The organism is Streptomyces sp. NPDC127038, from assembly GCF_042725875.1.
In the GTDB taxonomy this organism is placed as follows: domain Bacteria; phylum Actinomycetota; class Actinomycetes; order Streptomycetales; family Streptomycetaceae; genus Streptomyces.
In genome coordinates this window covers 21,492-27,948 of record NZ_JBHXDQ010000098.1, presented here as the reverse complement: position 1 = coordinate 27,948, position 6,457 = coordinate 21,492, and the positions used below count along the sequence as shown (strand labels likewise).

General features: G+C 74.0%; 8 protein-coding genes. 3 read left to right on the top strand and 5 right to left on the bottom strand.

Annotation, left to right across the window (positions count from 1 at the left end; genetic code table 11):
• The 5 genes from ACFWI4_RS38725 to ACFWI4_RS38705 all read right to left on the bottom strand — a co-directional run.
• On the bottom strand, positions 1-1,050 hold a 1,050-nt coding region (locus tag ACFWI4_RS38725; protein ID WP_387206078.1), incomplete at its 3' end, for a hypothetical protein.
• Position 1,051: 1 nt separating this feature from the next.
• Positions 1,052-1,801: a hypothetical protein gene (locus ACFWI4_RS38720; RefSeq protein WP_387206076.1), complete on the bottom strand. Its 750-nt coding sequence runs from the start codon at positions 1,799-1,801 to the stop codon at positions 1,052-1,054.
• A gap of 18 nt (positions 1,802-1,819) precedes the next feature.
• Positions 1,820-2,107 (bottom strand): hypothetical protein, encoded by a 288-nt coding sequence (locus ACFWI4_RS38715; protein ID WP_385394959.1) that lies wholly within the window; start codon positions 2,105-2,107, stop codon positions 1,820-1,822.
• Positions 2,108-2,246: 139 nt separating this feature from the next.
• Positions 2,247-2,528, bottom strand: a complete 282-nt coding sequence (locus ACFWI4_RS38710) for a hypothetical protein (protein ID WP_385394962.1) — start codon at positions 2,526-2,528, stop codon at positions 2,247-2,249.
• On the bottom strand, positions 2,525-3,547 hold the full coding sequence (locus ACFWI4_RS38705; protein WP_387206074.1) for a hypothetical protein: 1,023 nt from the start codon (positions 3,545-3,547) through the stop codon (positions 2,525-2,527). The genes ACFWI4_RS38710 and ACFWI4_RS38705 overlap by 4 nt, the downstream gene beginning before the upstream one ends.
• A gap of 171 nt (positions 3,548-3,718) precedes the next feature.
• On the opposite strand from ACFWI4_RS38705, the gene ACFWI4_RS38700 reads away from it, so the two are divergent.
• The 3 genes from ACFWI4_RS38700 to ACFWI4_RS38690 all read left to right on the top strand — a co-directional run bounded on the left by ACFWI4_RS38700 (position 3,719) and on the right by ACFWI4_RS38690 (position 6,424).
• Positions 3,719-4,546 carry a lytic transglycosylase domain-containing protein gene (locus tag ACFWI4_RS38700; protein ID WP_385394967.1) on the top strand — a complete coding sequence of 276 codons (828 nt, stop codon included), beginning with the start codon at positions 3,719-3,721 and terminating at the stop codon, positions 4,544-4,546.
• An 11-nt stretch (positions 4,547-4,557) separates the two neighbouring features.
• A complete protein-coding gene (locus ACFWI4_RS38695; RefSeq protein WP_387206071.1) occupies positions 4,558-5,616 on the top strand; it encodes a tetratricopeptide repeat protein in 1,059 nt (352 codons plus the stop codon).
• Positions 5,617-5,806: 190 nt separating this feature from the next.
• Complete coding sequence (locus ACFWI4_RS38690; RefSeq protein WP_387206069.1) at positions 5,807-6,424, top strand: sigma-70 family RNA polymerase sigma factor; 618 nt, start codon at positions 5,807-5,809, stop codon at positions 6,422-6,424.
• Positions 6,425-6,457: the final 33 nt, after the last annotated feature.

Genomic DNA, 6,457 nt, shown 5'->3' with positions numbered 1-6,457 from the left:
CGCGCCGCCCGAGCCGGTGGCACCCGGCCCGCCGCCGGCACCGGCGGCACCGGCCGAACCGCCCGCGCCGGAGGAGCCGCCCGAGCCGCCGGACCCGGTCGCACCGCTGGGACCCATCCCCCCGCCGGAGCCGGAGGCGCCCCGGCTGCCGCCGAGCTGGACCGCGCCGCTCGCGAGGCTGGAGCCCGCCTGGCCCATGGAGGACATCGGGTTGCCGGTGCCCATGGCCGCGGTCGCGGGCACGATGAGCTTCAGCAGCGCGGGCAGGGCGATGGCCGACAGCAGCATGACGCCGATGCCGGCGATCCGGGTGTTGATCGTGCTGACGTCACCGGTGCCGCTGTTCTTGCCCGAATTGATCATCGCCATACCGGCGTTGAGCACCAGGGCGACGGCGGGTTTGTAGAGCAGCCAGGCGATCATCCAGCCGATGTGCTTGCGCCACCAGCCGGCGCCCCAGTCGGTCATCGAGGCGGCGGCGGCCAGCGGGAGGGTGCCCAGCAGCAGCATCATCACGCCGAGCCGGATGTACATCAGGACCGTGTGGACGATTCCCGCGATCAGCAGCAGGAACGCGAGGACCAGCAGCAGGAAGGACTGGATCCCGCTGCCGTCCGAACAGGCCCCGACGTTGTTCAGCGAATCCCGTACGGCGTTGTTGAACAGGTAGTTGGAGTAGCTGTCCCCGACGGCCGCGGCGGCCACGACGACGGTGGTGGCGGCGCCCGAGACGAGCACCACCCGCATGATGCCCTTCAGCGCCGTGCGGCCCGCGTCGCCCTTGCGTTCGATGGCCATGCGGCAGGCGGCGAAGAGCAGCGAGCCGACGGCGAGGTAGACCACGATCCACTGGGTGTCGCTGCTGATGTCCTTCGACGTCTGGGTCTGCTCCAGTGTCGGGACGTTGGTGGTCAGCGCGGCGAACACGGCGACCGCGCCCGCGAGGATGGTCTTCGCGATCAGGTCGACGATGGTCCCGATGGGGTCGCCGAGGAAACTGAAGAACCCCTTCACCAGGTCGATGACCGGATTCCCGGACGTGCAGTTCACGTCAAACCCCCCACAGGACGAAGCCGTTGGTGCTGCTGACGGCCGCCACGGGCGAGTGCAGCGAACCGTTGTCGTCGGGCCGGACCTTCCAGTCGCCGCCGCTCCAGCGCAGGGAGATGTCGGTCGCCGCGTAGCCCTGGGCGCTCTTGATCAGCAGCCGGACGGTCGCCGCCCTTTCCGTGTACGAACTCACCGAGAAGCCCGCGTACGTGGCGACCGTGGTGCCGCTGGTCTGCGTGTCGGTGCTCTGGACGGTGGCGCGCTGGAACTCGAACATGTCGCGGCCCCGGCCCGGGACGACCTGCTGCTCGGTGACGGTGCGCCAGTCGGACCCGCTCATCTGCGAGGGGATGACATGGGCGGCCAGCGCGGCCCCGGTGGGCGTGTGCGCGTAGCACCACCACAGGGGCCCCTGGATCACGGTCGGTCCCGCGGAGGCGGAGACGGGCACCCGGGCGACCCCGAGCGTGCGCCAGCCGACGTCCGTGGGCGCGGACCTGGGCAGTGCGGGGCCCGCGCTGTCGTCGGTGCGGCAGCCCCGCGGCCGGCCGTCCTTCGCGGACGGGCCGGCCAGCGGGCCGGAGGAGGCCGCGGCGTTCGCGTGGGCCGTGGTCGTGTCCGGGCCGGACAGCAGGGTGACGACCCCGCCCACCACGGCCACGACGGCCAGGAATCCCGCCGACAGCTGCCAGCTGCGCTGCTTGTAGTACGGCCCGGATTCCTCGAGCCGGCGCTCCCTGCGCTTGAACATCACGACCGTCCGCCGGGCCTACGCGAAGACGAAGCTGATCAGCGGGCCCGCGGTGGCCACGAGGACGCAGCCGCCGAGCACCATGCCGAGCCGGCTCATGTGCTCCGAGCTCTCGCCGCGCTTGACGGACACCGCCATCATCGCGCCGGTGATCAGCACGCCGGCGACACCGGCCGCGGTACCGGCCCAGGCGGCTATGCCGAGGACGGTGTTGACCTTGGAGGTGAGCTCTCCGGGGGCGTTGGCCGCGGGCTGCGGGACACCGGCGGCGAGGACGCTGGAGGCTGCTTCGAGCAGAGAGGACATGACGATCTCCGAGTGATTCGGCGCCCGGACGAGCGGTGGGCGCGAGGACGACTGGGGTGTACGGGAGGGCGTGCCGGGCCGGCCGCGGGGAACGGGGCCGTGCCCGCGGAGCCGGTGGCCGGGACCGGCACGCCGGTGATCAGGGACCGAGGAGCTGGAGGCTGCCCAGGGCCGCGACGAGCGGTCCGGCGCAGGTGGCGACGAGGCAGCTGAGGGTGACGAAGAAGACGCCGCGGAAGTGCTCGCCGCCCTCACCGGGGTCGCCCCGGCGCAGCTGGAGCGCCATCTGGATGCCGACGATGATCAGTCCGCCGACACCGCAGGCCGAGGCGCACCAGGCGAGCAGGCCGAGGATCGTGCCGGCCTCCACGGGCGGGGTGTAGGCGGCGAGGAGGTGCGGGCCGAGGGGGGACCGGTTCACGACGCGGCTCCTTCGGCGTGGAGGCCGGCGCCCACCAGGCCCGCGAGCGTGGCGAGTTGCCGGGGAACGGACTTCGGACTCCCGCCCGTGCGCCAGGCCGGTATCCACGGCACGCGGTGCACCCGGGCGACGGAGCGCAGGACGCGGATGCGGCGCAGCAGGGTGAGCGGCAGCCGTCCGGGGGCGTCGGCGACGAGGACCACGGCCAGCAGTTCGAGTCCCTGGGGGGCCTCGCCGTCCTTGAGCGCGCCGAGCGCCTGGGAGACGGACCGCAGTCCGCGCGCGCTGGTCCGGCCGACCAGGACGACCCGGCGCGGCTCGCCGCGGGCGGGGTCGGGCCAGCGTGCCCCCACCTCCACCCCGCCGAACACCTCGGCGAGCGAGGTCGCGCCGGAGCCGCCGTGCGCCTTGACCCAGCCGATCCCGTCGCGCGAGGTGCCGCGCGCCGGTCCGGGCCGCTTCGGCCGGCCCCAGGACGGCTCCGTGGCCGGCGCCTGTGCGGTGCGCCGTCCGGGGCCGGACCGCGCCGGGCCCGCCTTCCGCCGGGGTTCGGCCCGCGGGACGGCCTGCGCCGCGGGCGCCGCGGCGAACACCTGCTGTGCTGGCGGGACTTGGGAGGAAACGGTCCCCGCCGGAGCCGGAGCCGGAGCCGCGGCGGCCGGAACCACCGGAGCGACCGGAGCGGCCGGGGCGGCCGGGGCGGTGGCGACCGGGGCCGTTGCGATCGGCGCGGCCGCCGCGACGGTGGCGACCTGGGCCGCCACGGCCGGGGCGACCTGAGCCGCAGCACCCGGGGTGACCGGGGCCGCAGCACCCGGAGTGACCGGGGCCGCAGTGCCCGGGGTGGCCGTGACGGCGGTGGCCAGGGTGGCCGTGGGCTGGGTCTGTGGTGCCGTCGGCCGGACGGCGCCGTCCGCCTCGGGAACGGCGGGTGCCGCGTCCGGTGACGTCTGCCGCTGGTTCTTCGGTCCCCGTACCCATGACCCCGGGCCCGACGGCATCGCCGAAGGAGTGCCCATGTGTGCCCCGCCCCCCTCTTCGCTCGTTGATCGGCTGCTCTGGCTGATCTGGTTTCCACTGGTTTGAACTTCTTTGCCCCGGGGCCCGTTTGGATCTGTCGAGCCCGTCGGACAGCACAACGGGCCGTGTGGCCACAGCGGTTCAAGGCGAGGGGAAGAAGGCGGGCGCCCATGAGCGAGGAGAGCGGGGAAGGCGGTACGTCGGCCGCCGTACGGAACGGGATCATCGCGGGCACCGGCTGCGGCTGCCTGCTGTCACCGCTCGCCCTGGCCGGGACGCTGGTCGTCGTCGTGATCCTGGGCGGGTTCGGCGTCCTGCTGGCCCCGCTGATCGCGCTGTACCTGCTGTTCCACGGAGGCGGGGGCGATCCCCCCAGCCAGGACACCGCGGACCAGACCCTCGGCATCTTCCAGGGCGACGGCAAGGGCGAGCTGGACACGTCCACGGTCCCCGACGACCTGGTGGACCCCATCCAGAAGGCCGGCGAACTGTGCGGCGCCATCGGCCCGATCGTGATCGCGTCGCAGATCGAGAAGGAGTCCGGCTTCAACAGCGCGCTGGTCGGCCCGAACGGCGAGAAGGGCCTCTCGCAGCTGCCGCCCGACGTCTTCACCCAGTACGGCAAGGACGACGACGGCAACGGCAAGACCTCGGCCCTGGACGCCAAGGACTCGATCATGGCGCAGGGCCGCTACCTGTGCGAACTGGCCAAGGAGGGCCAGCAGATGATCGACGCGGGCGAGGTGGACCAGAGCGACGGGAACGGGACCACCAACACCGTCCTCGACCTCGCGCTGGCCGGCTACGACGTCGGGATGGATGCCGTCCGCGCGGCCAGGGGAGTGCCGCGGACGAACGAGGCCCAGGGCTATGTCCTCGCCATCCGCGCCCAGTTCGCGAAGTACCAGGGCATCGGCGCGCCTCCCTCAGGCGCCACCCCGGGCGTCACGCCCGACCCGGACTCGACCACGGCCGGTCCCTCGCCGGCCACCACCTGAGGAGGACCGCCATGGACCGCTTCGACGTGTACATCTCCGGCGACGGGCTCGCCGAGATCGACGGCACCACCCTGGTCCCCGAGCCCGGCGCGTCCGTGCACGAGGCCGTGCTCGACCGCCTGGAGGGGTACGCGCGGGAGCGGGGCGCCGCCGTCGTGGCCACGGTGTACGACAGCCCCGGCGCCGCCCGTTTCCTGCTGGAGGTCCTGCCGGACGGATCGAGCCGCGTCCTGGACCCGGACGATGCCCCCCGGCCCGAACCCGCCCCCACCGCCGCCGGCCCCCGGTCCACACCCCCGCAGACAGACCCCGCAACCGCCACACCCACACCCCCGGTCACGCCCACCGGGCCCGAGCCCACGGCCCCGGCCACACCCACAGAGCCCGAGTCCACACCCCTGGTCACGCCCACCGGGCCCGAGCTCATATCACCGGTCACGGCCGCCGAACCCGACCCCACACCCCCGGCTCCCGTGGTCGTCCCCTCCACCGTCGTCGTTCCCGCGCCCTCTCCGGAAGGTGCCTCCGCCGTGGCCACCGCAGTGGCCCGGGCGCGGGCCACGGCCGCTGCCCGGGCCGAGATGCCGGACCCGGCCGCCGTCGCGGCCCCCACCGTGACCACCGCGCTCCCCGCCGACCTCGCCGAACGGATCGCCGGCGTCAACGCGCTGGCCGCCGACGGCCGCCTCGACGAGGCGTTCGCCGACGCGAGCGCGCTGCGCGAGAGCCTGACGGACGCGCTGGGCGCCGAGCACCCGTACGCCGTGGAGGCGCGGGCCGTCGAGGCGTACCTCGCGCATCTGCGCGGCGACCACCGGGAGGCGATCGTGCTGGCGCTGGCCGTGGCCAGGATCCGCTGCGGGGCCCGGGACGGCCGGGCGCCCGCGGAGGTGGCCCGGGCGGCGGCGGCCTGGCAGCAGCTCGACGACGACCGGGCCGTCGTCGCCCACGGGCGTGAACTCCTCAACATGTGGGCGGTGCTGGACCGCAACGGCCTGCTGCCCCCGGGCTACGCGGCCCTCGTCGGACAGGTCCGCAGACAGGTCGACGACCTGGAGGCGTACGTCTGAGCCCCGCCCGACGCCCGCGACCCCGCGGACACCTCCGGTCACACCCGTCCCGACCAGCTCGTCCATCGATCCGTAGACCCGACGTCAAACGAACGTGGAACGCCCCTCGGAACACTCCGTTCCCCCGGAGGTCCCGGCCCCAGGTCCCCGCCGACCGGGCCCGGCCGTCCCAAGGAACAGGAGCACCACCATGAACGTCACCGTCATCGGATCGGCGAGCGCCGCCTCTTCCGAGGAACGGGCGCTGCGCGACCTCTACCTGGAGCACGGCCCGGCGCTCTACACGTACGTCCTGCGCATGCTGGGCGGGGACACCCACCGCACCGAGGACGTCATCCAGGAGACGCTGCTGCGCTGCTGGAACAAGCGGAACCTGGTCGACGCCGAGGGGATGGCCGTGCGCCCCTGGATGTTCCGGGTCGCCCGCAACCTCGTCATCGACGCGCACCGCACACGGATGGCCCGCCCGCTGGAGATAGGCGGGGCCACCTGGCTGAGCGAACTGGGCGCCGAGGTGGACGACATCGAGCGGATGCTGTCGTCCATCGTGGTGCAGGAGGCCCTGCGGGCGCTCACCCCCGCCCACCGCGACGTGATCCGGGCGACGTTCCTGGAGGACCGCACCACCCAGGAGGCGGCGGAGGCCCTCGGCATACCGCAGGGCACGGTCAAGTCCCGGGTGTACTACGCGCTGCGCAGCTTACGGCTGGCTCTGCGCGAGCACGGTGTCGTCGCGGACGAGGACGGCACCCGGCAGCGGCCGGACACGGCCGTACGGCGGCCCGACGCCACCGGTACGGCGGCCTGACCCGGCACCCGCGGCTCGGGGTGCCGCCCGTAC

Coding starts and splice junctions, on each gene's coding strand:
- ACFWI4_RS38720 (WP_387206076.1), bottom strand. CDS start 1,801: ATGTTCAAGCGCAGGGAGCGCCGGCTCGAGGAATCCGGGCCGTACTAC.
- ACFWI4_RS38715 (WP_385394959.1), bottom strand. CDS start 2,107: ATGTCCTCTCTGCTCGAAGCAGCCTCCAGCGTCCTCGCCGCCGGTGTC.
- ACFWI4_RS38705 (WP_387206074.1), bottom strand. CDS start 3,547: ATGGGCACTCCTTCGGCGATGCCGTCGGGCCCGGGGTCATGGGTACGG.
- ACFWI4_RS38700 (WP_385394967.1), top strand. CDS start 3,719: ATGAGCGAGGAGAGCGGGGAAGGCGGTACGTCGGCCGCCGTACGGAAC.
- ACFWI4_RS38695 (WP_387206071.1), top strand. CDS start 4,558: ATGGACCGCTTCGACGTGTACATCTCCGGCGACGGGCTCGCCGAGATC.
- ACFWI4_RS38690 (WP_387206069.1), top strand. CDS start 5,807: ATGAACGTCACCGTCATCGGATCGGCGAGCGCCGCCTCTTCCGAGGAA.